17 protein-coding genes are annotated in these 23,634 nt (G+C 75.0%); 8 read left to right on the top strand and 9 right to left on the bottom strand.

Translation table 11 applies throughout. The annotated features are described in order from the left end of the window. Positions 1–280: 280 nt before the first annotated feature. Positions 281–1,129 carry a class I SAM-dependent methyltransferase gene (locus tag SCA03_RS21025; RefSeq protein WP_051846079.1) on the top strand — a complete coding sequence of 283 codons (849 nt, stop codon included), beginning with the start codon at positions 281–283 and terminating at the stop codon, positions 1,127–1,129. Positions 1,130–1,253: 124 nt separating this feature from the next. Here the strand turns inward: SCA03_RS21025 and SCA03_RS21020 are convergent, their stop codons facing one another. Then, positions 1,254–1,997 (bottom strand): hypothetical protein, encoded by a 744-nt coding sequence (locus SCA03_RS21020; protein WP_086815602.1) that lies wholly within the window; start codon positions 1,995–1,997, stop codon positions 1,254–1,256. Positions 1,998–2,393: 396 nt separating this feature from the next. Here SCA03_RS21020 and SCA03_RS21015 point away from each other — a divergent pair, with 396 nt between their 5' ends. The 3 genes from SCA03_RS21015 to SCA03_RS21005 all read left to right on the top strand — a co-directional run bounded on the left by SCA03_RS21015 (position 2,394) and on the right by SCA03_RS21005 (position 6,310). Next, complete coding sequence (locus SCA03_RS21015) at positions 2,394–3,674, top strand: AAA family ATPase (protein ID WP_086815601.1); 1,281 nt, start codon at positions 2,394–2,396, stop codon at positions 3,672–3,674. 169 nt (positions 3,675–3,843) lie between these two features. Beyond that, a complete protein-coding gene (locus SCA03_RS21010; RefSeq protein WP_086815600.1) occupies positions 3,844–5,364 on the top strand; it encodes a VWA domain-containing protein in 1,521 nt (506 codons plus the stop codon). A gap of 163 nt (positions 5,365–5,527) precedes the next feature. Continuing rightward, a complete protein-coding gene (locus SCA03_RS21005; RefSeq protein WP_141275569.1) occupies positions 5,528–6,310 on the top strand; it encodes a GNAT family N-acetyltransferase in 783 nt (260 codons plus the stop codon). Between the two features lie 196 nt (positions 6,311–6,506). Here the strand turns inward: SCA03_RS21005 and SCA03_RS21000 are convergent, their stop codons facing one another. The 3 genes from SCA03_RS21000 to SCA03_RS36385 all read right to left on the bottom strand — a co-directional run bounded on the left by SCA03_RS21000 (position 6,507) and on the right by SCA03_RS36385 (position 12,882). Beyond that, positions 6,507–7,289: a GNAT family N-acetyltransferase gene (locus SCA03_RS21000; protein ID WP_086817705.1), complete on the bottom strand. Its 783-nt coding sequence runs from the start codon at positions 7,287–7,289 to the stop codon at positions 6,507–6,509. Between the two features lie 359 nt (positions 7,290–7,648). Beyond that, positions 7,649–8,848, bottom strand: a complete 1,200-nt coding sequence (locus SCA03_RS20995; RefSeq protein ID WP_141275568.1) for an SWIM zinc finger family protein — start codon at positions 8,846–8,848, stop codon at positions 7,649–7,651. 458 nt (positions 8,849–9,306) lie between these two features. Then, entirely contained in the window at positions 9,307–12,882 is a 3,576-nt protein-coding gene (locus tag SCA03_RS36385; protein ID WP_230988836.1) for a DEAD/DEAH box helicase, read from the bottom strand. Between the two features lie 322 nt (positions 12,883–13,204). Between SCA03_RS36385 and SCA03_RS20980 the strand changes: the two genes are divergently transcribed. Further along, a complete protein-coding gene (locus SCA03_RS20980) occupies positions 13,205–14,023 on the top strand; it encodes an aldo/keto reductase (protein WP_030881374.1) in 819 nt (272 codons plus the stop codon). A gap of 90 nt (positions 14,024–14,113) precedes the next feature. Here SCA03_RS20980 and SCA03_RS20975 read toward each other — a convergent pair whose 3' ends face one another. The 4 genes from SCA03_RS20975 to SCA03_RS20960 all read right to left on the bottom strand — a co-directional run bounded on the left by SCA03_RS20975 (position 14,114) and on the right by SCA03_RS20960 (position 16,774). Then, a complete protein-coding gene (locus tag SCA03_RS20975) occupies positions 14,114–14,533 on the bottom strand; it encodes a hypothetical protein (protein ID WP_030881371.1) in 420 nt (139 codons plus the stop codon). A gap of 69 nt (positions 14,534–14,602) precedes the next feature. Continuing rightward, positions 14,603–15,004 carry a tetratricopeptide repeat protein gene (locus SCA03_RS20970; protein WP_030881367.1) on the bottom strand — a complete coding sequence of 134 codons (402 nt, stop codon included), beginning with the start codon at positions 15,002–15,004 and terminating at the stop codon, positions 14,603–14,605. Between the two features lie 136 nt (positions 15,005–15,140). Then, positions 15,141–15,728, bottom strand: a complete 588-nt coding sequence (gene coaE / locus SCA03_RS20965) for a dephospho-CoA kinase (RefSeq protein ID WP_030881366.1) — start codon at positions 15,726–15,728, stop codon at positions 15,141–15,143. A 65-nt stretch (positions 15,729–15,793) separates the two neighbouring features. Beyond that, positions 15,794–16,774: a proteasome assembly chaperone family protein gene (locus SCA03_RS20960; protein ID WP_037849822.1), complete on the bottom strand. Its 981-nt coding sequence runs from the start codon at positions 16,772–16,774 to the stop codon at positions 15,794–15,796. A gap of 212 nt (positions 16,775–16,986) precedes the next feature. On the opposite strand from SCA03_RS20960, the gene SCA03_RS20955 reads away from it, so the two are divergent. Further along, positions 16,987–18,000: a right-handed parallel beta-helix repeat-containing protein gene (locus SCA03_RS20955; RefSeq protein ID WP_230988835.1), complete on the top strand. Its 1,014-nt coding sequence runs from the start codon at positions 16,987–16,989 to the stop codon at positions 17,998–18,000. A 90-nt stretch (positions 18,001–18,090) separates the two neighbouring features. Here SCA03_RS20955 and rpsA read toward each other — a convergent pair whose 3' ends face one another. After that, positions 18,091–19,596 (bottom strand): 30S ribosomal protein S1, encoded by a 1,506-nt coding sequence (rpsA, locus tag SCA03_RS20950; RefSeq protein WP_030881351.1) that lies wholly within the window; start codon positions 19,594–19,596, stop codon positions 18,091–18,093. Positions 19,597–20,078: 482 nt separating this feature from the next. Here rpsA and SCA03_RS20945 point away from each other — a divergent pair, with 482 nt between their 5' ends. Both SCA03_RS20945 and hrpB read left to right on the top strand, forming a co-directional pair. Next, positions 20,079–20,948: a class I SAM-dependent methyltransferase gene (locus SCA03_RS20945; protein ID WP_086814300.1), complete on the top strand. Its 870-nt coding sequence runs from the start codon at positions 20,079–20,081 to the stop codon at positions 20,946–20,948. A 45-nt stretch (positions 20,949–20,993) separates the two neighbouring features. Beyond that, positions 20,994–23,624, top strand: coding sequence for an ATP-dependent helicase HrpB (hrpB, locus tag SCA03_RS20940; protein WP_230988834.1), 2,631 nt, complete (start codon positions 20,994–20,996; stop codon positions 23,622–23,624). Positions 23,625–23,634: the final 10 nt, after the last annotated feature.

Below are 23,634 nucleotides of genomic sequence, written 5' to 3'. Positions count from 1 at the left end.
ACGGTCCCGCCCGGCGCACCCAGGCGCGGACGGGCGCTGAGCGCCGGCTCCAGCTTCTCACCGGTACGCCCCCGTGTCCGGGCGTCCCTGTCTTCCCTTCCCTCACGCACTGTCGTGCCGAGGGGAACACCGAGGGGAAGGGAGCGCCCGGGGCGGGAAGAAGACGGGGACCGCCCCGTCACGGACCGGGGGACGAGGGCGGCGGACGACACGACGCAAGGACGCGCGTCCGCGGGGCGCACGCACCGGGGCGCGCGACGACTGAAAGCGGGGCACCGCCATGCCTCACGACACCCCTCCCCGTGGTGTGCCGCGCCGCCGAGCCCTCCGGGCGCTGTTACGCCGCGGCATACGCCGGCCGGTACGCGCGCTGGCCTTCGCGGGGCGGCTGCTGCGCAACCGGTGGCTGCTGCGGTCCGCGCACGGCGACCATCTCGCCTTCCGGCGCGCCGTCGTCCGGGCGGACGCACGCCGGACGGCGGGCACCGCGGCGAGCGCGACGGTACGCGAACGCCAGGACGCCCTCGGCGAGTTGCAGTTCAGCTATCTGCGTTCGCACGGTCTGCTGCCCGTGCACCATCTGCTGGAGATCGGCTGCGGCAGCCTCAGCGCGGGATGGCGATTCGTCGACTATCTCGCCCCGGGCCACTACCACGGGGTCGACATCGCACCCGAGGCCCTGTACGCGGCCCAGCGGATGCTGGCCGTCCGCGGCCTCCAGGACAAGGTGCCCTACCTGTCGCTCGTGGACGATCTGCGCTTCGCGCAGCTGCCCGCCGGCCACTTCGACGTCGCCCACGCGCACGACGTCTTCACCCACGCACCGCCCCAGCTGATCGTGGAATGCCTGGCCCATGTGCGACGCGTCCTCAAGCCCGGTGGCTTCTTCGACTTCACCTACCACCGGGCGGAGGAGCGGGAGTCGACGGGACGCCGGCGCCGCGCCGGACAGGCGGACGCGTACGACGCGCTCCGTGAGCACTTCCGCTACCGCGCCGGGACCCTCATCGGATTCGCCGGGGCACAGGGGCTCCTCGCCCGCACCATGGACGACTGGGACGCGCTGCCGCACGGCCAGTCCCGGATCCGCGTCGTCGTGCCCCGCAGCCATCTGCCCGAAGGGGAGTGAGGCACGAGCCGCTCTCCCCGGCCGGATTCGCGGCACGGGCGCGCCGCCCGGCGCCACGGCACGCCGCGGGCTGTCCGGGCCGGAGCGCTGCGGTGCGCCCGGGACCGTGCGGGCCCGTGCGGCGTCAGGCGTAGGGGTTGCCCTGCGGGGGCTGCGGCGGGTGCTGCGGTGCGGGCGCGCCGTAGTGCCCGCCGTACTGCGGGGGCTGCGGGGGCTGTGCCTGTCCGGGCTGGCCGGGCTGGCCGGGCTGGCCGGGCTGGCCGGGCTGGCCGGGCTGGGGCGGAACGGCGCCCTGCGGCGGGCCGTAGCCCTGCGGGGGTGCGTAGCCCTGCTGGGGTGCGTAGCCCTGCGGCGGGGGCGCGTAGCCGGGTGCGGGCGCCGGGGCAGTGGGCGGCACATACCCCTGCGGGGCGGGGTACGGCATCTGCGAGGGTGCGCCGGGCACCGGACCGGGGAAGCCGCCCCGCAGGAGCTGGATCATCTCCTGCAATTCGTTGCGCCACATCCGGTGGATGTTGATCCGGACCGGCTTGGCGCCGCCCGGCAGCATCATGTGGAAGACGCTCCACAGCGGGTTGAGCTGGATCTCCCCGAAGAGGGCGGCCGCCTGGTCGCGGGGGATCGCGTGCACGATCTCCTTGGGACGCTGCGAGAACCTGGCCATCCGGTGGAGCAGCAGCCCCTGCTCGGTGACCGTGATGAAGTAGTACTTGGTCAGGAGCTGGCCTATCAGGGCCAGGAGCCCCACGCTGAGCCACGGCGTCGGCCCGGCCACGGCCGCGACGGTCACCAGCGGCCGGTCACCGGGCATCTGCCCCGCGATGGCTTCGGCCACCTGTTTCTTCATCGTCGGCTTCCGCAGAGCCATCGGACCACTCCTCGCTCGTACCGCCGGCCCCCGCCGGCGCTGCCTGTGCGTCCGGCGCAGGCTACTCGGCCCGAACACCCGGGCGCAGCGCCGGGCCCGGGAGTCCGCTACGCCAGGTGAAGAGCGGTGCCGCTGTTGGTCACGGAAGCTCAACGGCGAGGTCAGCACCTGGTCAACGGAGGCGGCGCCGGAGCAGCGCCGGAGCACGGAAAGCCCCTGGCCGTCTTCTCGGCACCCCGGCACGGATTCCGCTTCCGTTCCGGGCCGTCCCGTGGCCGACCGGCGCCCGCCCTTTGCGTACAGGGCCGTATCTTGTACCCCGGCCGCAGGGCCGAGGTACCGCGGCTGCCCCGTCACCCCGGCAGGGCCGCGCAGGCACGGAGTCGAAGGGTGCACATGAACGCACAGGGTTCGCAGGGTCCGCAGACCGGACGGGGTCCGCAGGCCGCGCAGGACCGGCAGAGCCCGCGGGCTCAGCGGGCTCAGCAGTCCGCGCAGGACACGGCCGCGAGGCTGCGGGCGATCGGTGACGCGCTGGCGGAGCGCTTCTACGAACGTGCCGACGCGGTACGGACGCTGGTGGTGACGCTGCTGGCCGGGCAGCACTCGCTGGTGCTCGGCCCGCCCGGAACGGCGAAGTCCGAGATGGCCAGGGAGCTGACGGGCCGGATCGAGGGGGCCGCCTACTGGGAGATCCTCCTGTCGAAGTTCACCGCGCCCACCCGGATGTTCGGACCGATCGACGTGGCCGCGCTGGCCCGGGGCGAGTACCGCCAGGTGTACGACGGCCGCGCCACACGTGCCCATGTCGCCTTCATCGACGAGATATTCAAGTGTTCGACGGCGGCGCTCAACGAGACGCTGGGCTACCTCAACGAGCGGATCTACCACCCCGAGAACGGCGGCGCCCCGATCCGCTGCCCCCTGATCGGGGCCATCACGGCGAGCAACGAACTGCCCGACCGGGAGGACGCGGCCGCGATCTACGACCGGCTGCTGGTACGGATCGAGGTCGGCTACCTGGAGGACCCGGCGAACTTCGCCGCGCTGGTCCGCTCCGCCGCCGTCCGCCCCACGGCACCCGAGCGGACCACGGTCGAACTGGCCGCCCTCCAGCACGCCGTGGCCGAGGGCGTCCCGTCCGTGGCGGTTCCGGACGCGATCGTGGACGCGGTGTGCACGCTGCGGGCCGCCCTGCGCCGCAGGGAACTCGTCGCCTCCGACCGCCGCTGGCGGCAGGCGGTCACCCTGCTCCAGGCGTCCGCGTACCTCGACGGCCGCCCGGCGGTCGCCGAGAGCGATCTGTCGGTACTGACCCATGTGCTGTGGAACTCCCCCGCCGAACGCCCCACCGTCGAGCGCGAGGTGCTCCAGCTGGTCAACCCGGACGCCAGGGAGGCGCTCGATCTGGCCGACACCATCGAGGAGTTGGACACCCAGCTCGACGCCATGGCCGGACAGTCCCGCGAGGCGCTCAGCGAGTGGGTCATCAAGAAGGCGCACCACAGGCTCGCCACCGCGGGCAGGCGGCTGGCGGAACTGCGTGCGGAGGCCGCGGGCGCCGGCCGCTCGACCGCCGCCATCGACCGGGTCACCGGCCGACAGCGCGCCGTCCGCGCCCGTGTGCTCACCGAGGCGCTCGGCGTGGACGCGAGCGCGGTGGGGCCCCAGCTCTGAGCGTGGCGGGGCACCGCAGGGCTCCGGCACCGGAGCAGTCCGACGCCGGAAGAATGCCGAAGGAAAGCCGAAAGAAAGTCGAAGGAAAGCTGAAGGAAACCGAAGTAAGCCGAAGGAAGCTGAAGGAAGCTGCAAGAAACTGAAGGCTTCCAGCGGGAAGGGGCGGAGCATGGTTGGCCGGCAGCACACGGCCGCCGTCGTCGCGGACGTGTTCGACCGGATGGCCTGGCGCGACACCTACGCACAGTCGGCCGGACTACGCGAACTCGCCGAGGAGTTGCTCACGCACCACGCCCACGCCGCCGACCTCCTCGCCGACACCTTCCTGGCCGCCTACCAGCTCACCGGCCCCCGGGTGCGCGAGCCCGCCGACATGGCCCCCTCCCGGCTGGTCAACCACCACATCGTCAACGCCCTCGTGGAGACACCGGAGTTCACCGGGCTGCGCCGCGAGACGGCCGGCGATCCGTACGCCGCCGCGCTGGCCGTGCTCGCCCAGGCCCCGGCCCTGCGGGAACTGCTGGACCGCTCACGGGACCCCGGGGACGACGCCGCGCGGACGACGGGGGCGGCCGGGGCGTCCGAACTCGCCGAAGCCCCGGCGGCCGGAGGAACGGCGGGAGCGCCGCCGCCCACCGCGACGCCGCGGCCCCAGACGTCCCAGGCTCCGGCGTCCGCGGCTCCGGCGTCACAGGCCGCCGGGGGCGCGGCACGGACCGCAGCGGAGGCGGTACCGGGCGCCCGGGCCGCCGCACGGACCGCGGTGGCCCGGGCCGCCGAGGCCGTCCGGGGCGAGGCCACGCTGATGCGGGCCTGGGGAGTCACTCCGGGCGAGCTGGAGCGGATGCCGTTCGACCGGCGTGCCCGGCTCGCCGAGCGGCTGCGCACCGGCCGCCTCGCCCGGTGGGCCGAACTGATCGGCCGCTTCCGGGAGATGGCCGACGCCGAGCGGGCCCGCAAGCTGGAGAGCGCCACCGGGGAACTGGTCGGTGTCACGCTCGGCGACGACCTCTCCCGCGTCATCCCCTCCGAACTGGCGCATCTCGGCCTCCCGGAGCTGCGCGCGGTGTTCGCCGTGCGCTACGCGGCCGGGGAACTGATGCTCTACGACAGCCGGACCGAGCAGTCCTCGGGCCGGGGCGCCGTCATCGCCTGCGTGGACACCTCGCACTCCATGTACGAGGCGGGGCCCGGCGGTGTCACCCGGGAGGCATGGGCCAAGGCGTGCGCCCTGGCACTGCTGGACCAGGCCCGGCACGAGCGGCGGGACTTCGTCGGCATCCTGTTCTCCGCCGCCGACAAGCTGCGCGTCTTCCGCTTCCCGGCGGACCGGCCCGCCGACCCCGCCGAGGTCCTGGACTTCGCGGAGAGTTTCCTCGGCGGCGGCACCAGCTACCAGGCGCCACTGACGGCGGCGGCCGGTCTGCTGGCGGACGAGTTCGACGAGACGGCCCGGGCACGCGGCGACATCGTCCTCCTCACTGACGACGAGTGCGCCGTCACCGCGGAGTGGCGGCGCGACTGGGACGACGCGAGGCGGCGGCTGGGCTTCCGCCTCTTCGGCCTGGCCGTCGGCGCTCCGGACGCCGCCGGTTCCGGCTCGGTCCTGGAGGCTTTGTGCGACGACCTCCGCTCCGTCGAGGACCTCACCGACGTCCACGCCGCCGCCGGTCTCTTCCGCAGCATCTGACAACCGTCAACTCTTCGAGTGATTCCGGCCGTTGCCGGAAGAGCAGGCGGGAGCCCCGGACGCGCCAGGGCACAGCGGAGGCCGCGGACGCCGTGAGCGGGGCGGAAGGAACCGGCCGCCCCGGGGTGCCGGCTCCGGCGGCGGCCTGATACGGACAGAGGCCATGGAAGAGCTACGGAATCTCAGTGACGTCGTGCGGGCCTCCGGCGACGACGCCCTGGCCGTCTGGGCCGCGCAGGGCCGCGAGGCGCACGACTGTCTCGGTACGGGCGTCCGGGCCTGGCGGGAGGGCACGGCCGTCGCGGTCGCCTCCCCGCACCTGTCGGCGCGCGACCGCCTGGCGCTGACCGGCCACCGGGCGGACGCGGCCCGGCTGCTGCCCCGCGTCCTGGCGGAGACCGGCCCCGGATACCGGCTCGTCGCCGATGCCCGGCTCGCCGACCCGGTGCTCACGGACGTACCCGGCCTGGAGCCGCTGCACGTCTTCCACTGGATGGACACCACGGCACCGCCGCCTCCGGGACCGGCCGCCGACGGGGGCGCACGCTGGCTCGACGCGGAGGCCGCGAAGCGCGCCACCCGGCTGTTCGACGACCACTTCCCCGACTCGTATGCGCAGCCGGGCCGCGACGGCGTCCACCGGTGGGCCGGAGTCCCGGCCGGGCACGGCGCCGGCGGCGAAGCGGCGCCCCTCGCGGTGGCGGCGGACGCGTGGTCGGCGGCCGGCTGCGGCTTTCTGGCCGGGGTCGTCACCGACCCCGTGGCGCGCGGGCGCGGACTGGCGCGCGCGGTGTGCGCGTTCGTGCTCGACGCGCTCGTCGGCCGGTACGGGCGCGCCGCCCTGATGGTGGACACCGACAACGTGCCGGCCCGCGCCGTCTACACGAGCCTGGGCATGACCCACCGCCCGCTGCGCGCGGCCCGGCACAAGGACGATCCGGCCTGAGCCCCGGCACTTACGCCCCGGCCGAGACCCCGGCGCCCGACGCCCGGACACCGAGCCCCCGGCCGGAGCCCCGAGCCCCGAGCCCCGAGCCCCGAGCCCTCCAACTCCCGGCGCCGGGCCGGGGTCTCGGCACCACACCGGCCCGCGGCACCGCACCGCACCCTCGGCACCCCGCCCACGCCCGGACGCGGTGCGGTCACCCGCCGAGCGCGAACTCCGTGAAGGTCCCGCACTCCTGGAACCCGAGCTTCCGGTAGACCGGTTCGCCCTGCCCGGACGCCTGGAGCACCACCGTCCGGTATCCCGCGTCCCAGGCGAGCCGCACCGCCGCCCGGCTGATCGCACCGCCGTACCCGCGCCCCCGGTGGGCCTCCAGCGTGCAGATGTTGTACAGCCCCGCCACCCCGGCGTGCAGGAACACCTCGGCCGCGCAGACGGCACGCCCCGTACCCTCCGGCTCGTACCCCACCAGGTACCGGGCGGGGCAGGACGGATCGAGCGCCCAGGGCTCCGCCTCGGCGAAGAAGCGGCGCACGGTCGCGGCCGGCGGATCCCAGTTGGCGGCGAGGACGGCGGCGAAGTCGGCGAGCCCGGCGGCGTCGGAGACGGGGCGGACGACCGGGCCCGCGTGCGGCGGTTCGGGAGCCTCGTCCAGGTCCCGCCACATCGCCGTCTCGCTCTCGGACGCCTCCGGCCCGGCCCGGCGCAGCCGCTCGGCCAGGTCCGGCGGCGTCGAGGAGGGCCCGACCCACCAGGAGAAGGGACGCCCGGTCGCCTCCAGCGACGACACGGTCCGAGCGATGTGCAACGCCGCTGTCTCCGGGGCGAACCGGGCCGCGGCGACGACGTTGAAGGTGTCGTCCGCCAACCCGCTGTCGGTGACGAGGAGTTCGCCGCTCTCGTCCACCCGACCGCCGAGCCCGGCGGCGGCCCGGTGACGTTGCAGATGACAGGCGTGTTCGGCCAGATTCCGCTCCATCCGCTCCAGCAGATCCGCGTGTTCGCCGGACTCCGTACGCTCCATACCGGTATTCCATCAGCCGTGGCCCCGGCCGCGCCCGCCGGGGACCGCTCCCCCACGCGCGCGCCGGGCGTGCACCGCTCACCCGGACCGCGCCCCCGAACCCGTCCCTGCCGTCCCTACGGTCTCTGAGGTCCCTGTGGCCCCTGTGGTCCCTGTGGTCCCTGTGGTCCCTGTGGTCCCTGCCGACGGTGCCACCCCGTGCCGTCGCTGCCGTCACCGCTGCCCGTGCACAGAGGGCTCCCGCCACCGCGCTGTCACCGCCGAGCAGTCATCACTGCCTCGCTGCCACCGCCGGGCGGTCACGGCTCCGCTGGTCACTGCCGCCCCGTCGCCGCCGTCCGGGCGGTGAGCGCCGCCAGTGCCGTCAACGGATCGGAAGCGGCCGGGCCTTCGGGCCACCAGTCACCCGGCGCGGGGCCCTCCTCGGCTTCCGCCCCCGCGGGCAGCGGATCGGCGCGGTAGGGATACCAGCGGCCGTCGCGGCCGTAGCGCAGCTGATGGCCGCCCGCCCGGTGCGTGAGGTGGTTGCGGTGGATGCCCACCGGCGTCAGCCCCTGGCCGACGAGGGCGCTGCGGCCCCGGTCGAAGTCCCCGGCGGGCGGGTCCCACACCGTCTCCAGCACCTCCAGCCCGGCCGGGCCGCCCTGCCGCCACGCCGCGGCGGCCCGGGCCAGTTCCGGCGCCGTCCGCCCCGCCGCCCGGGCCAGCTCGGCGAAGAGCGGGGACAGCGACCGCCGTCCGGCCAGATCGGGGTGGGTCGCGGCGAGGCGGACGGTGTCGTGCCACAGCGACAGCTCGGGCAGCGGATCCACGGCCGGGGCCGCCTCCGCGCGGGCCCGGCCCCCGGCCGGACCCGTGGAGCCGGGATGTACCGCGAAGCGCAGCGCCTCGTGCGCACGGGCCGCGGCGCCGACGGCGAGGAACGCGAGGGCATCGGGCTCGGGCCCGCCCGCCACCTCCGGGAACGGGCCCGGCTCGCCCGGCAGTTCGGGTATCGGCAGGGGCTCGGGCAGCGGCGGCCGCTCGCGCGCCGTGTACACGCCCCGCGCGGGTAGCGCCGCCGCGCGCCGGGGTGGTGCGGCGACCGGCGCTGCCGGGCGGCGCGGACGGGCGCTGCGCCGGGCCAGTTCGTCCCGCAGACTCTCCTCGTCCCGGCCCCTGGCCAGCAGCAGCGCGAACGGTTCGACGTCGAGCAGCCCGGCCACCGCGTAGCCGAGCGCCGCCGTGTGCTTGCACATCCGTCCGCGGTCGGGGCAGGTGCAGGCGGGACGCAGCTCCCCCGGCTCGGGCGGCAGCGGTGCACCGGCCCGCGCCGCGCGGTCGGCGACGGCCCGCGGTATGCCGCCGTCCAGCAGCGCCGCCACCAGGTCCGGCCGGTCGCAGACGGCGTCCAGGAAGCCCTCCCACGCCTCGTCGGACAGGACGGGCAGCCGGAGTTCGGCACGGTAGGGCCGTGGGCGGCTGCCGTGCACATATGCGGTGATCCGGCCGGGCACCACGCGTACCGCCGCCACGGATCCGCCGCGGGCGTACGCCCGGCCGCGCTCCAGCCGCGCCGGATCCCCGGACGACTCCAGCGCCCGCAGCCACGCCGCTCCCCAGCCGTCACTCCCCCACCGAGCGTCCTCCGCACCCGCCGTCCCCGGTTCGGCTGCCCCTGCCCCCTCCGCCGGACCGACCGGTTCCGCCGGATCGCCACGGCCGGCCGGACCCACCGGTGCGGCCGGATCCGCCCGGCCCGCCGAGCCTGCCGACGGGTCCACCGGACCAGCCGGTCCCGCCGGGTCCACCGGTGCCGCGGGCCGCCGCCCCTCCGGCCCGGGCGGTGCCTCGCCGCCGTCGAGCCCATAGGTGGCGCCCGGCACCGGCGGGCGGCGCACCTGCCCCGCCGCGCGCCGTGCCCGGGCGCCGCCCGCACCGGAGTTCAGGCGCCGGTCCGCCGCCTCCGGACGGGGACGCGCCCGACGGGGACTCACGGCTGCCTCCGCAGCGCGACGAGATCGGCCAGCTCGGCGTCCGTCAGTTCGGTCAGCGCGGCCTCACCACCGCCGAGCACGGCGTCCGCCAACTCCCGCTTCGCCGCGAGGAGCCCGGCGATCCGATCCTCCACCGTCCCCTCGGTCAGCAGCCGGTGCACCTGCACGGGGTGGATCTGGCCGATGCGGTAGGCGCGGTCCGTCGCCTGTTCCTCGACGGCCGGATTCCACCAGCGGTCGTAGTGGACGACATGCGCCGCCCGCGTGAGGTTCAGCCCCGTACCGGCCGCCTTCAACGACAGCAGGAAGACCGGAACGCTCCCGGCCTGGAACTCCTCGACCATCTCCTCCCGCCGCGCCACCGGCGTCCCCCCGTGCAGGAGCCGGCAGTCCACACCGCGCGCGGCCAGATGCGCGGACAACATCCGGGTTATCGCGACGTACTGGGTGAAGACCAGCACCGACGAGCCCTCCGCCAGGATCGCGCCCAGCAGTTCGTCGAGGACCGCGAGCTTGCCCGAGCGGCCGGCCCGCGCCGCGCCCGCCTCCGGGCCCTCGCGCAGATACTGCGCGGGATGGTTGCAGATCTGCTTGAGCGAGGTCAGCAGCTTCATCACCAGGCCGCGCCGCTCGATACCCGCGGCCTGCTCGATCTGCGCAAGCGTCTCCCGCACGACCGCCTCGTACAGCGACGCCTGCTCCCTCGACAGGGCGACCGGGTGCTCGGTCTCCGTCTTGGGCGGAAGCTCCGGCACGATGCCGGGGTCCGACTTCCTGCGGCGCAGCAGGAACGGGCGCACCAGCCGCGCCAGCCGCTCCGTCGCCTCCGGGTCCTCCCCGCCCTCCACGGCGCGGGCGTGCCGGGCGCGGAACGTCTTCAACGGGCCGAGCAGCCCGGGCGTCGTCCAGTCCAGCAGCGCCCACAGCTCGGACAGATTGTTCTCCAGCGGGGTGCCGGTGAGCGCCACCCGGGCCTCGGCCGGCACGGTGCGCAGCGCCCGCGCCGTCGCCGAACGCGAGTTCTTCACATGCTGTGCCTCATCGGCGACGACGAGCCCCCACTCCACCTCGGCCAGCTCCGCCGCGCTGCTCCGCAACGTCCCATACGTGGTCAACACGACCCCGCCGTCCCCGCCCTCCCCGGACCTTCCGACGCCCCCGGCCGCCTCGGCGATCACCTCCCGCCCGGACACTCCGCCGCTCGCGGGCACCCGAGCGCTCCGGGACACCTCGACACCCACGGGCTGCCCGCAGGCTCCGGCACCCCCGGACACCTCGACGCCTTCGCTGCCCTGTGGCGCCCGGACACTCCCGGCTGTCCCGACGGTCACGACCGGCCCGGACGCCCCGGCGCTCCCGGACGCCTCGACCTCGACGACCTGCCCGGACACCCCGACACCTCCGCACCGCCCCGGCTGCTCGACCTGTCCGGCCCGACCGGCCTGCCGGCCCTGCGCGTCCTGCCCGTCCTGCTCGTCCTGCCCGTCCTGCCCGTCCTGCTCGTCCTGCTCGTCCTGCCGGGCGTACCCGGGCTGTCCGGGCCGCCCGGCCTGCTCCTCCGGTCCGGGTGGCCTCGGCCCACCGGAATTCCCCGCCCCGAGGGGACCGCGCAACTCCCCGGCCGGACCGGCCACTTCCGGCCCGCCGCCGGACCCCGGCCCGTCCTGGCCCGCGCCCCGACCGGGGAGCCCGGCCAGGCTGCGGCCCGGCCCGTGGAAGCGCCGTACCGGGACACCGGGGGCGAACCGGGCAAGCTCCCGCTGCCAGTTGCCGAGCAGGGAGGCCGGGCACACGATCAACGTCGGGGCCGTCGGACGGGGCCCGGGCGCGTCCCGTGTCCCGCCTGCGGCGGCGGCCCGCTCGGCCCGGCGCAGATGCAGGGCGATGAGCGTGACCGTCTTGCCGAGGCCCATGTCGTCGGCCAGGCAGCCGCCGAGGCCGAGCGAGGTCATCTCGTCCAGCCAGTCCAGGCCCTGGAGTTGGTAGCCGCGCAGCCGGGCCCGCAGACCGGCCGGTGAGGCGCCGGGCGCCGCGGCGGCGTGCGAACCCGCGCCCGGCGCATCGTCCGCCACGCCCCCGCGCGCCGCGGCCCCGCGCACCCGGTCCCGCAGCGCCGCGAGCGCGCCGACCGGTACCGCCTCCACGTCCTCGCCGTCCACCTCGACCGCACCGCCGAGCGCGGCGGCCAGCGCGTCCCCGGGCGACAGCAGCCCGAGGTGCCGCTTGCGTGCCTTGCGCACCAGCTCGGGGTCGACGACCACCCACTGGTCCCGCAGCCGCACCAGCGGACGGTGCGCCTCGGCGAGCTCGTCCATCTCGTCCTCGGTCAGCGGATCACCGTCGAGCGCCAACTGCCAGCGGAACTCCGTGAGGTGCTGCTGCTTGAAGAAGCCGAACCCGTCGGCGGCGGAGCCGGGCGTCTGCTGCCGCGGGCCGACCACGGCCGTCGCGCTCAGGGAACGGGCCAGCGTGCGCGGCCAGTGCAGCGCCACGTCGGCGGCGGCCAGCTCCCGGGCGGCGGGCCCGAGCAGTTCGTTCAGCTCCGCCTCCGTCAGCGGCAGCACATCGGGTTCCGGACGCTCCAGCAGCCGGCTCAGCGGGGGCCACACCCGCGCGGCGCGGCGGAGCGCGAGCACCGTGTCGACCCGCGCCCGCGGGCCCAGGTACTCGGCCTCGCCCGCCCACAGCAGGCCGGCGTCCGCGACCAGGGTGGCGTCCTCCACGCTGTGCGCCTGCACCACGGCCGCCGCCACATACCGCTCCTCGCCGTCAGGACCGCCCGCGCCTTCTCCGGGATCCTCGGCGCCACCGGGCCGCTCCCCCGGAACACCCGCGCCGCCCGGCCCCCGGTCGAACACCACATCGGGTGAGAGATCCAGCCGCAGCGACACCCGGATCCCCGCCGGGGTGCCCGCTGCCGCCTCCGCCGCCCATTCCCGGATGCGGGGATACCGCTCCGGCAGCCGCAGCGGCGGCCCGGCGGACGCGAACGCCGGGCCGGCGACGCCCGGGGCCGCGGGTGTGCGCGGCAGCACATCGGCCACGGCGTCCAGGAAGTCGCGCACCAGGCTCTCGGGCTCCGGCAGCCGCAGCGGCTCGTGGCCGGCGCCGTCGGGACCGGTCTGCGGCACCGCGTGGCCCTCGGGCGGCATCGCCGCCGCGACGGCCCGCAGATGTTCCACGTCCTGCTCGTCCAGCGGGCCGGCCCGCCAGATGTCCGTGTCCCCCTCGCCGAGCGCCGGGACCAGCCGCCCCCGCGCCACCAGCCGCAGCCCGTGCAGCGCCGCCGCGCCCCAGCAGGCCGCCGCCGGATGGGCCGCCTCGTTGGTCCTGGCCCGCGTCAGCAGCGGCAGCGCCTCGCCGACGGAGAGCGTCAAGGCCGGCACCGTCCGCTGCCGCACCCCACTGCCGTGCGGCCGGACGACCGTCAGCGTCTCCTCACGGCCCGGCCCGTCCTGCGGCAGCGGGCCGCCGCCCGGCCGCCAGAACGCGATCCGCCCCTGCCGGGGCAGCTCCCCCGGCAGAAAGACGGCGGCGCACTCCGCGAACCCCGCACCACCCCCGGGCCCCATACGCGCCACCACTTCCTCACCGGCAACAGACCACCGCACGGGCCACCTGCCCATGGACCGCCCGAGTCTAGGAGCCGCCACCGACACTCCCGCCGGCACCGCCCACCGCTCGCCCGCTCCCGGCCGTCCGCCACCGGCCCGGCACCGCGCGCCGCCCGCGTCTTCGTGCCGTACGCTCGCCGACGCACCGCCCCGCCGTCCCGGGGCCTGACGGAACACGTACGGGAAGGAACGGCAGCACGTGACTGACAGGGCTGACAGGGCAGACAGGGCAGAAACAGCCGGTACGGCCGGCACATCCGGCACGGGCGGTGTCGCCACGGTGACGCTGCCCTCGGGCACGGCCGTACCCGCGCTCGGCCAGGGCACCTGGCACATGGGGGACGATCCCGCGCGGCGCACCGAGGAGCTGGCGGCGCTGCGGGCCGGCATCGACGCGGGCATGACGCTGATCGACACGGCCGAGATGTACGGCGACGGACGCAGCGAGGAGCTGGTCGGCGAGGCCGTGGCAGGCCGGCGCGACGAGGTGTTCCTCGTCGACAAGGTGCTGCCCTGGCACGCGGACGCCCGGGGCACCGCCGAGGCGTGCCGCCGCAGCCTGCGCCGCCTGGGCACCGACCGTATCGATCTGTATCTGCTGCACTGGCGCGGCAACGTGCCGCTCGCGGAGACGGTGGAGGCGTTCGAGAAGCTCCGCTCGGAGGGTCTGATCCGCTTCTGGGGCGTGAGCAATCTGGACGTCGACGATCTGCGGGAGCTGCCCGCCGAGGCCGGGCTGCCGCAGACGGACCAGGTGCTCTACAACCTCACCCGCCGCGGCCCGGAGTACGACCTGCTGCCGCACTGCCGCGAGCAGGGCGTGCCGCTCATGGCGTACTCACCGATCGAGCAGGGCCGGCTGCTGGGCCACTCCGCGCTGCACGAGGTCGCGGCCGCGCACGGGGTGACCCCGTCGCAGGTGGCGCTGGCCTGGGTGCTGCGGCACGAGGACGTCCTCGCGATCCCCAAGGCGTCCACCCGGGAGCACGTCGAGGACAACCGCGCGGCGGCGGATCTGCGGCTGACGGAGGACGATCTCGCGGCGCTGGACCGGGCGTTCCCGCCGCCGCGGAGCAAGCAGCCGCTCGACATCCTGTGAGGACGAGGGCCCGCCCGGCCCGCTGAGGGCGCGCTCGCGACGGAGCGGCCGGTGGGCGCACACACGCGCCGCCGGCCGCTTCGTGCGGGCTCAGCCCAGGTTGATGTTCCCGTGGATGTCCTGCGCCTGGATCACATGGCCCTGGATCCGCGCCCCGTCGGCGACGGTGTTGTGCACCTCGGAGCGCTCGGTGTGCACCAGGGGCAGCGTCGGCCCGTACTGCTCGGCCCAGCGGCACAGCCGGGCCGCGAACTCCTCGTCCGCGTCGGCGCGTTCGGCCAGCCGCCCGGTCAGCACCCGCACCTGCGCCTCGTCACCCGGATCGACGGCCGGGTCGAGGGCGGGACCGGCGGTCGCGGGATCCTCCGGCCCGCCCCCGGCACGCGTGGGTGCGCGCCGGACGAAGTCCATCAGCGACCGCCACGCCGATTCACCGGCCGCCGTGGCGGCCCCACCGGCCGCGGCCGAGGCGGCAGTCGTCACCAGAGCGAGCGCGGAGCCAACATCCATGGAGGACAGGCTAGTTGGCGCGCGGGCGCCGCTCCAGAGCGGCGCCGCGCCACGACGGACGGTCTGCGGTCAGTTGCCCAGATCGGTGCTGCCGGGCGGCGGAGGCTCGAAGCTGTCGAAGCCGGCCGCCTCCACGAAATCGGGACGCGGATCGAGCGCGGCGGCGAGCCGGAAGTGCGGCCGCGCCTCCTCGTGCCGGGAGGAGCGCTGAAGCGTCCGGCCGAGCGCGAAGTGGACATAGGCGTTGTCCGGCTCGCGCTCCAGCACCCAGCGGAACTCCTCCTCTGCGGAGCGCAGCCGGGCCTGAAGGAAGTAGGCGCGGGCACGCAGCAGCCGCGCCCCTCTGTGGTCGGGGTGGGCTTCCAGTACGCCGTCGAGCAGGGTGACGGCACCGCGCGGATCCCGCGCCTCCAGCAGCTGTTCGGCGGCACGGAACTGGATGACATTCGTTTCGGGGCTGGTCACGGACAGTCCCTCCCCTCGGGTTGTCGCGTCGACTTCAACACCGTGCGCCGACGCCGCATTCCCGCACCGCGGCCGAGAGGCGGTGCGCCCGGGAGCCCGGCCCCCGCGCGCGCCCGAGGCCGCGCGCCGGTGCCGGGAAGGTTCAGCCGGCCAGCCGCTCCCACACCCTGCGCACCTGCGGCTCCAGCTGCGCCAGCGGACCGTCGTTGTCGATCACGACATCGGCCACGGCCAGCCGTTCCTCGCGGCTCGCCTGCGCGGCCATCCGCGCCCTGGCCTCCTGCTCGTCCATACCGCGCAGCCGCACGAGCCGGTCGAGCCGCGTCGCACAGGAGGCGTCCACGACGACGACCTCGTCGTACAGCGGCGCCAGGCCGTTCTCCACGAGCAGCGGCACATCGTGCACCACAACGGCGTCCGGGCCCGCCGCCCGCTCCAGCTCGGCCGAGCGCTCCCCGACCAGCGGATGGACGATCGCGTTCAGCGCGGCACGGCGCTCGTCGTCGCCGAAGACGAGCGAGCCCAGCTTCGGACGGTCCAGCGCACCGTCCGCCGTCAGCACCTCCTCGCCGAACTCGGCGACGACCGCGGCCAGTCCGGGCGTGCCCGGCTCCACGACCTCCCGTGCGATGCGGTCCGCATCCACGACGACCGCGCCGTACCCGGCGAACAGCCGCGACACCTCGCTCTTGCCCGCACCGATCCCGCCTGTCAGACCCACCTTGACCATGCGGTCACGCTATCGGCACCGCAGCGGGCCGGACACGGCGCCCGGCAACCGGGGCGCACGGCTCCTCAGCCACGCTGCGGGCCGCCGTCCTGCGGGCCGTCGCCGAAGCCACCGTCCGTCTCGCGCTCGGCGAGGAACCGCTCGAAGACGGCGCCCAGTTCGTCGGCCGAGGGCAGCTCGGCCGGCTCGGCGACGAGATTGCCCCGGGTCTCGGCCCCGGCCACCGCGTCGTACTGCTGCTCAAGGCCCCGCACCACGGAGACGAGTTCCTCGTCCCCCTCGGCGAGCTGGCGTTCGATCTCGTTCTGGGTGCGCAGCGCCTCGCTGCGCAGCGCGTGTGCGACATCCGGCAGCACCAGGCCGGTCGCGGAGGTGATCGCCTCGGCGACGACCAGCGCGGCGTCCGGATAGGTGGAGCGCGCGATGTAGTGCGGCACATGCGCGACGACCCCGAGGACGTCGTGCCCCGTCTCCTCCAGCCGCAGCTCGACCAGCGCGGCGGCGCTCCCGGGCACCTGCGCCTCGTCGAACGCGGCACGCTGCGCGGGCACCAGCTCCGTCCGGTTGCCGTGCGGGGTCAGACCGACCGGGCGGGTGTGCGGCACCCCCATCGGAATGCCGTGGAACGTGACGGACAGCCGCGCCCGCACCCGGTCGACGATCTCGCGGACGGCCGTGGAGAACGCCTCCCACTCGTTGTCCGGCTCGGGGCCCGCGAGCAGCAGGAACGGGGTGTCCGTGGCGTCCCGCATCAGGCGCAGCTCCAGGCGGGGCGTCTCGTAGGAGACCCAGCGGTCGCGGCGGAAGGTCATCATCGGGCGTCGCGCACGGTAGTCGATCAGCCGGTCGACATCGAAGCGGGCGACCGTGACGTACGGCTGGCTCTCCAGGAGCCGCTCGACGATCTGCTCGCCGGTGTCCCCGGCGTCCATGAAGCCCTCGAAGTGGTAGAGCATCACCAGGCCGGCGCTGTCCGGCTCACCGACGATCGCGTCGACGGCGTCCAGCCCGCTCTGGTCCCACGCGTACAAACCCTGCGGATCCAACTGATTCACGCTCCTTAAGGCCTACGTACCGTCAACGCCCGCTACCGGTACGGCATTCCCGCTGCCGCCGCGTCCCGTGATCACCGACCGACTGGAAACCTTCCTGTTTTCCGGTCCGCCCGCCTTGACGCCCCCACGCGCCGACTCTAGCTTCACCGGTCACCGCACCAGTTCATGCTCCTGCCCATCGTTCACATATGAGGAGAACCGTCATGCCCGGCTCCCCCCACCCCTCCGCCGCGCGACGACGCCGCCTGCTCACTCTCGGTGCCGCCGCACTCCTGGCGACCGGGCCCGGCGCCACCGCGGCCCTCGCCGACACGACGGCCGTGCCCCGGGACACCATCGAGGTCACGGACAGCAGGGAGCTCAAGGAAGCGCTCGCCTCGGCCTCCCCGGGCGACACCGTCCAGCTGGCGGACGGCACCTACAGCGGCACCTTCCGCACCACCCGGGCCGGCACCGAGAGCGAACCGGTCACGCTCACCGGCTCGGCCGACGCCGTCCTGAAGGCGAGCGGAGGCTACGGGCTGCACCTGGACGGGGCCGGCCACTGGAATCTGCGGGGCTTCACCGTCACCGGCGGCCAGAAGGGCATCGTCATGGACGGCGCCGACGGTGTGCACATCGACGGCGTCACGGTCCACGACCTCGACATGGAGGCCGTGCACTGGCGCAACTCCAGCTCCGACGGCTCGATCCGCGACTCGACCATCCGCGACACCGGGCACGACGGCCGCGGCATGGGCGAGGGCGTCTACGTCGGCAGCGCCGGCGGCACGGGCGACGACGGCGACAGAAGCGACAACATCCTGATCGCGGACAACACCCTCGGGCCCGGCATCGGCGGCGAGAACATCGACATCAAGGAAGGCACGTCCGGCGCCCGGATCACCGGCAACACCTTCGACGGCAGCGGCCTGACCGGCGCCAACTACGACGACTCCTGGGTCGACATCAAGGGCAACGACGTCCTCGTCGAGAACAACACCGGCAAGAACACCACAAACAATGGCTACGAGACCCACTCGCAGGAGGACGGCTGGGGCTGCGGCACCGTCTTCCGCGGCAACCACTCCGATCTGCGCGGCGCCACCGGCGACGGCCGCTACGCGATCAACGTGACCCACTACGACGCCGCCTCCTGCCCCGTCACCGTGGCCGCCGACAACACCGTCGAGGGAGGCAGGGGCCTCACGAACCCCGGCATCCCCGTCGAGGACTGAGCCCTGCGGAAAACTCCGCCCGAACACGGGCGAGGCCCGCACCCCCTTCCGGGAGTGCGGGCCTCGCTGCGTGCGTACCGGGAGCCGGTGTCAGCTCTGGCCGCCCGCCAGCTTCTCGCGGAGAGCCGCCAGGGCCTCGTCCGAGGCCAGGGCGCCGGAGTCCTCGTCCGAGCCCTCGGAGGAGTACGAGCCGCCGCCGGACTGGCCACCGCCCTGCGAGGCACCGCCGGAAGCGGCCTCGGCCGCCGCCTGCTCGTCCGCCTCGCGGGACTTGATGACCTGCGCCTGGTGCGCCTCGAAGCGGGCCTGCGCCTCGGCGTACTGGCGCTCCCACTCCTCACGCTGCTTCTCGTAGCCGGGCAGCCAGTCGTTGGCCTCCGGGTCGAAGCCCTCGGGGTAGATGTAGTTGCCCTGGTCGTCGTAGGACGCGGCCATGCCGTAGAGCGTCGGGTCGAACTCGACCATCGTCGGGTCCCCGCCGAAGGCCTCGTTGGCCTGCTTCAGCGAGAGGCTGATGCGGCGGCGCTCCAGGTCGATGTCGATGACCTTCACGAAGATCTCGTCGTTGACCTGGACGACCTGCTCCGGGATCTCCACGTGGCGCTCGGCCAGCTCGGAGATGTGGACCAGGCCCTCGATGCCCTCGTCGACGCGGACGAACGCACCGAACGGCACCAGCTTGGTGACCTTGCCGGGGACGACCTGGCCGATCTGGTGGGTCCGGGCGAACTGCTGCCACGGGTCTTCCTGGGTCGCCTTGAGCGACAGGGAGACGCGCTCGCGGTCCATGTCGACGTCCAGGACCTCGACCGTGACCTCCTGGCCGACCTCGACGACCTCGGAGGGGTGGTCGATGTGCTTCCAGGACAGCTCGGAGACGTGGACCAGTCCGTCCACGCCGCCCAGGTCGACGAAGGCGCCGAAGTTGACGATGGAGGAGACGACGCCGGAGCGCACCTGGCCCTTCTGGAGGGTGGTGAGGAAGGTCTGGCGGACCTCGCTCTGCGTCTGCTCCAGCCAGGCACGGCGGGACAGGACCACGTTGTTGCGGTTCTTGTCCAGCTCGATGATCTTGGCTTCGAGCTCCTTGCCGACGTACGGCTGGAGGTCGCGCACGCGGCGCATCTCGACCAGGGAGGCCGGCAGGAAGCCGCGGAGGCCGATGTCGAGGATGAGGCCACCCTTGACGACCTCGATGACGGTACCGGTGACGATCCCGTCCTCTTCCTTGATCTTCTCGATGGTGCCCCAGGCGCGCTCGTACTGGGCGCGCTTCTTCGAGAGGATCAGGCGGCCTTCCTTGTCCTCCTTCTGGAGAACCAGGGCTTCGATCTCGTCACCGACGGCGACGACCTCGTTCGGGTCGACGTCGTGCTTGATCGACAGCTCACGGGAAGGGATGACACCTTCGGTCTTGTAACCGATGTCGAGCAGGACCTCGTCCCGGTCGACCTTCACGATGACGCCGTCGACGATGTCGCCGTCGTTGAAGTACTTGATCGTCTCGTCGATCGCGGCGAGGAAGGCTTCCTCGGAACCGATGTCGTTGACCGCAACCTGCGGAGTGGTGGCGGAGGTCTCGGTGCTGCTCGTCATGTGGGAAAGGGTCTCCGGTACGGACATGAAGTCGTAGGTACTGCTACGCCGAGAGCCCTTGATCGCACCACATGCAAGCCAGCCGGACAGCCATGAAAGCCGGAAACCCGAGGGGACATACAGCCGATGCGAGCGCGGCCTGCTCCGTCCGAGGCGCGCAGGCCCGCAGCGCAACTTGTAGCATACGGGGGCCGCTGGGCATGGTCAATGCGCGAAAGAGCACACCTCGGTTGGAAGCCCCCATTCCCGGCAGAACTCGCCGCGCGGCCAGCCGAATTGGGCCTTCGCGCGGGGCCTGTACAGGGCTTTCACCCGGCGGCCGCACCGCGGGCGTTGCGGGCGCCGCACAAGCCGCGGAACCCCCGTACGCCACAGGGCCGACGGGCACCGCGGTGACCGGGGAAACCGGTCGTCGGGGACGGCGCTACCGGTCAGCGGTGATCAGCCACGTGATCGAGCACAAGAGTACGGCGACAGGGGCGATGGAACAAAAGCACGAAGTCAGCGCGGCCTTCCCCGTGAGCGACTCCGGCGGCGGCGACGACGACGCCGAGGCGGTCCGCCGGCCCGCGGGCGGGCCGGAGAGCAGCCGGGCCAGCCGCGGCTGGTGGGACAGGAACGCCGACGAGTACCAGCGTGATCACGGCGACTTCCTCGGGGACGACCGGTTCGTCTGGGGCCCCGAGGGACTGGACGAGGCCGAGGCGCGGCTGCTGGGCCCCGCCGGGGCCCTGCGCGGCGCCGACGTGCTGGAGATCGGCGCGGGCGCCGCGCAGTGCTCGCGCTGGCTGGCGGCGCAGGGCGCCCGGCCCGTGGCGCTCGACCTCGCGCACCGGCAGCTCCAGCACGCACTGCGGATCGGGGGCGGGCCGGACGCCCCCGAGGGGTTCCCGCTGGTGGAGGCGGACGCGCGGGCGCTGCCGTTCGCTGACGCCGTCTTCGACATCGCCTGTTCCTCCTACGGCGCGATCCCGTTCGTCGCCGATCCGGAGCGGGTCTTCGCCGAGGTGCGGCGGGTGCTGCGGCCCGGCGGCCGGTGGGTGTTCTCGCTGACCCACCCGCTGCGCTGGGCACTGGCGGACGAGCCGGGCCCCGAGGGGCTCACCGTGCTCGCCTCGTACTTCGACCGGACGCCGTACGTGGAGGAGGACGCGGCCGGGCGCACCGTCTACGTCGAGCACCACCGGACGCTGGGCGACCGGGTGCGGGAGCTGGTGGGCGCCGGGTTCCGGCTGCTGGATCTGGTCGAGCCGGAGTGGCCGGAGTGGAACCGGCAGGTGTGGGGCGGCTGGTCGCCGCTGCGCGGGCAGCTCGTGCCGGGCACGGCCGTCTTCGTCTGCGAGCGGGCGTAGGGCCCGGGCTCGGGACGCGGGAGGGGGCACGGCAGACTGCGGGGCGTGCGGCCTGACGACGGCGAGCGAGCCAACCTGCGAGCACTGCGGAACCTGCCCATCGGCGCGGCGCTGCCCGGACTGCGGGACGCGTTGGAGGAGCACGGTGCGGCCGTGCTGCACGCGCCGCCGGGCACCGGCAAGACGACCTGTGTGCCGCTGGCGCTGGCCGGGCTGCTGGACGACGGCGCTCCCCCGCGCCGCGTGCTGGTGGCCGAGCCGCGGCGGATGGCCGCACGGTCGGCGGCGCGGCGGATGGCGTGGCTGCTGGGTGAACGCACCGGCGGGAGCGTCGGTTTCACCGTGCGCGGGGAGCGCAGCGCGGGGGCGCGCACCCGGGTGGAGGTGGTGACCACCGGGGTGCTGCTCCAGCGGCTCCAGCGGGACCCGGAGCTGCCGGGCGTCGACGTCGTCCTGATCGACGAGTGCCACGAGCGCCATCTGGACGCGGACACCGCGGTGGCCTTCCTGCTGGATGTGCGCGAGGCGCTGCGGCCCGGGCTGCGGCTGGTGGCCGCCTCCGCCACGCAGGACGCCGAGGCGTGGGCGCGGCTGCTGGGCGGGACCGTCGTGCGGGGGCACGGGGTGAGCCACCCGGTCGAGGTGCGGCACGCGCCCGCGCCCGCCGGCGTGCGGCCGGCGCACGGGACAAGGGTGGACCCCGCGCTGCTGCGGCACGTGGCGGCCACCGTCCGGGAGGCGCTCCGGGCCGTGCCGGAGGGTGACGTGCTGTGTTTCCTGCCCGGGGTCGGGGAGATCGCGCGGGTGGCGGGCCTGTTGGACGGGGTCGGGGCGGAGGTGCTCCAGCTGCACGGGAGGGCGCCCTCGCGGGTGCAGGACGAGGTGCTCGGGGGCGGTTCCGGGGCCGGTCGCAGGGTGATCCTGTCGACGGCGGTCGCCGAGTCGAGTCTGACGGTGCCGGGGGTGCGGGTCGTCGTCGACTCGGGGCTGGCACGGCAGCCGCGGGTGGATCATGCGCGGGGCCTCGGGGCGCTGACGACGGTGCGGGTCTCCCGGGCGGGCGCCGCCCAGCGCGCGGGGCGGGCCGGGCGTGAGGCGCCCGGGGTGGCCCTCCGGTGCTGGGCGGAGGCGGACGACGCCGGGCGGCCGGCGGAGCCCGCGCCGGAGATCACGCTCGCCGATCTGACGTCCTTCGCGTTGCAGGCGGCGCACTGGGGCGAGCCCTGGGCGCAGGGGCTCGCGCTGCTCGACCCGCCGCCCGAGGGCGCGATGCACGCGGCCCGGCGGACGCTGCACGCCGTCGGCGCGCTGGACGAGGCGGGGCGCATGACCTCGCGGGGCGCGCGGATGGCCCGGCTCGGGCTGCATCCGCGGCTGGCGCGGGCCCTGCTGGACGGGGCGGCGCGGGTCGGCCCGGAACGGGCGGCGGAAGCGGTGGCGCTGCTGAGCGAGGAGCCGCCGCGCGAGTACGGGGACGACGCCGTCGAGGCGCTGCGCCGGGCCCGGCGCGGGGGCGATCCCTACGGGCGGCGCTGGGCGGCCGAGCGGCGCCGGCTGCGGGCCCTGCTGGACGACGAGGAGCGCGCCGGTGCGCACGGCCGGGGGCGCGCGGAGCGCAGCGGCGAGGCGGGCGGCGCGGGGAACGGGCGTGCGGGCGGCGCGCCGGCGGCCGGTGGGACGGACGAGGAGGCGGTCGGGCTGGTCGTCGCGCTGGCGCATCCGGAGCGGGTGGCGCGGGCGCAGGGCGGCGACGCGTATCTGATGGCGGGCGGCACCCGGGCGCGGACGGCGGGTGAGAGCCGGCTGCGGGAGGCGGCGTGGCTGGCGGTGGCCGTCGCCGACCGGCCGGTGGGCAGCGCGTCGGCGCGGGTGCGGCTCGCGGCCGTGGTGGACGAGGAGACGGCCCGTACGGCGGCCGGTGAGCTGTACACGGAGTCGGAGGAGGTGCGCTGGGGTCCGGAGCAGGGCGCCGGGGGCGATGTGGTGGCGCGCCGGGTGGCGGCGCTGGGCGCGGTCCCGCTGTCCGTGCGCCCCCTGGAGGCGCCGTCCCCCGAGCTGCTGCGGGAGGCGGCGCTGGAGGGGCTGCGCCGCGAGGGGACGGGGCTGCTGCGGTGGCCGGGGCAGGCGCGCGGGCTGCGGCAGCGGATGGCGTTTCTGCACCGGGTGCTCGGTGATCCGTGGCCGGATGTGTCCGACGCGGCGCTGCTGGAGTGCGCCGACGCGTGGCTGGGCGCGGTCCGCTCCCGGGCGGATCTGGGGCGGATCGATGCGGGCGAGGTGCTCTCCGGTCTGCTGCCGTGGGCCTCGGGCGAGGCCGCCCGGCTGGCGGAGCTGGCCCCGGAGCGGATCGAGGTCCCCTCCGGGTCCCGTATCGCCGTCGACTACACGTCCGAGCAGCCGGTGCTGGCCGTGAAGCTCCAGGAGATGTTCGGGGCGCAGGAGAGCCCGCGCCTCGCGGACGGGCGGGTTCCGGTGCTCGTCCACCTGCTCTCGCCCGCGGGGCGTCCGGCCGCGGTGACGGCCGATCTGGCGTCGTTCTGGCGGGAGGGATACCGGTCCGTGCGGGCCGAGTTGCGCGGCCGCTATCCGAAGCACCCCTGGCCCGAGGACCCGGCGGCGGCCGAGCCGACACGGCACACGAAGGCCCGGCAGGAGCGGGGCCGCGACCGGGCCTGATCCCGTCCGG

The sequence above is a fragment of the Streptomyces cacaoi genome (assembly GCF_006539165.1).
GTDB lineage: Bacteria > Actinomycetota > Actinomycetes > Streptomycetales > Streptomycetaceae > Streptomyces > Streptomyces cacaoi.
The sequence above is the reverse complement of the archived record's forward strand: the minus strand, read 5'-3'. Positions and strand labels throughout refer to the sequence as shown.